Annotated in this window: 2 protein-coding genes; both read right to left on the reverse strand. The window is 64.3% G+C overall.

Features of this window, described 5'->3' with window-relative positions; genetic code table 11:
* The coding region (locus D7T59_RS21045; RefSeq protein ID WP_180882693.1) for a TolC family protein at positions 1 to 1,325 on the reverse strand (1,325 nt) is incomplete at its 3' end.
* Between the two features lie 2 nt (positions 1,326 to 1,327).
* On the reverse strand, positions 1,328 to 2,046 hold a 719-nt coding region (locus D7T59_RS21050; RefSeq protein ID WP_180863276.1), incomplete at its 5' end, for an efflux RND transporter permease subunit.

Consider the following 2,046-nt stretch of genomic DNA (forward strand, 5'->3'; position numbering starts at 1 on the left):
TCCTTCGGTTCGATTCCGGCGTCCACGCGGGAAGAGGCATAGGCCGAAGATCTGCTGCTGAGTGCCTCGGCATTTACCGCCTGCTGCATCCTGACCTGGGAACTCGTCCACGCATGCAGGGAGTCCTCACTCTCCTTCAGAGCCGTCAGCACGGTCTGCTCGAAGGCATGCCAGTTCTGGTCACCGCCGGCGCGAGCGGCTTCCTCCCTGGCCTTCTTCCGGCCAAAGCTCAGCCACTCCCACTGAAGCTCCGGGCCGGCCGAATAGCGCTTGGCACTGGAATCGCCCAGCGAACCGAACGGTGCAAGGATGCCGCCGAAGACATTCAGCGTGAGACGCGGAAGGTGCGCCCGCTCGGCGAGTACGACGTTGCCAAGGCTTGCTCGCAGTAATGCATCAGCCTTGGCGACGTCCGGCCGTCGCGCCAGAAGGTCGGTCGGCTGCGCAAGCGATGCAAGATCCGGTGGGGCCGGCAGTGGAGCCGGGGCCAGCAACGCCTCCCAGGCGTCATCCTGCGCGGTCGGTGAGCGGCCCGCAAGAACCGCCAATGCGGCCCTGTCCGCCTGCAGTCGGGTAGCGGTTGCCGCCTCCTGCGCCACCAGCTCGGCATGTTCGGATTCGACCGCAAGTGCCTCCCTGCGATCGACCAGCCCCGCCGCATACCGGGCCTTGACACGCACAACGCGGGCCTTGCTCAGCTCAACCTCCCGCTCAAGAGAAGACAGGCTGATCTGGTCCATCCTGAGCAGGAAGTAGTTCTTCGCAACCTCGGCCTGGAGCACTGCGGCAGCTGACCTCGCGTCAGCCGCCGCCGCATCGGCCTTGCGATCGGCCATGGCTGCGGCGGTGCCAATGCGCCCAAACAGGTCCAGTTCCCAGGAGAACATCTGTCCRGCRGACAGCAGCCTCTGGGAAGGGGGSCGGGGAAGATCCTGGCGATAGGGATCCGCTTCGATCTGGGCGGACTGCATGGCTTCGGCCTTGACCTGCAGCGCACCGCTCGGCAGATAGTCCTTGCGCGCYGCGCCTGCCAGYGCSCGCGCTTCCACCACGGCGGCAAGGGCAGACTTCAGGTCATGATTCCCRCGCATGGCCAGGCTGACCAGCGCATCCAGGTTGGGGTCGGAGAAGTCCTTCCACCATTGCCTGTTGGGCGTCCCGGGCAGGACACCCGCATCCAGCGCCGCCGGTGTGGGTGCCTGGCCCACATGATGCCGGGCTGCGGCGTCAGGGATCTCGGTCCTGGGGGCCACAGAGGCGCAGCCAGAAGACACAGCCACAAGCACAGCAATCGACAGGCAGGCAACTCGATTTCCAATAGCCATGATCATGCCTCCTTGGTCGGGTGAATGCGGTAGAGCGCGGCATACAGCGCWGGAATGAGACCCAGCGTGATCAGCGTTCCAAGGGCGAGGCCGCCGATCATCACGATCGACATGCTGGTCCACATGGAACCSCCAAACAGCAGCAGCGGGACAAGGCCGAGAATGCAGACCATCTTGGTCATSACGATGGGGCGCAGGCGCTTTGCYGCAGCCTCTTCAATGGCCTGGAGAGGRGGCAAGCCATCGCGCTGGCCTTCGTCGATCGCATCGATGAGCAGAATCGCGTTGTTGACGATGATGCCGGCAAGTGCGAGCAGCCCMAGTGTTCCGATGAAGGTCAGGCTGGTGCCACTCAGCTTGAGTGCCAAGGTCGCGCCGATGACCACGAACGGAATGCTCGCCAGGACGATCARGCTCTTGCGGATGCTCTCGAACTGCCATACGAACAACAGGAACATGGCGGCAAGGCAGAGCGGGAGCAGCTTCTCGATGCCTTCGTTGGCACTCTTGCTTTCCTCGATCTCGCCACCGAGTTCAACCCGCACGCCCTGCTTGCGGAATTCGGAAAGAAGTGGCTCGACCTTGTCCGCGATCCCCTGGGCCGTCAGGTCGGAGCTCTTTGCAAGCACGGTGACCGCGCGCGTCTGGTTCACTCGCTGGATTGAAGACAGCTGCGGCGCCAACCGAAGCTTGGCCACCTGGCCCAGCGGCACGCTTCCGC

The sequence above is a fragment of the Stenotrophomonas maltophilia genome, assembly GCF_013464915.1.
In the GTDB taxonomy this organism is placed as follows: domain Bacteria; phylum Pseudomonadota; class Gammaproteobacteria; order Xanthomonadales; family Xanthomonadaceae; genus Stenotrophomonas; species Stenotrophomonas maltophilia_AT.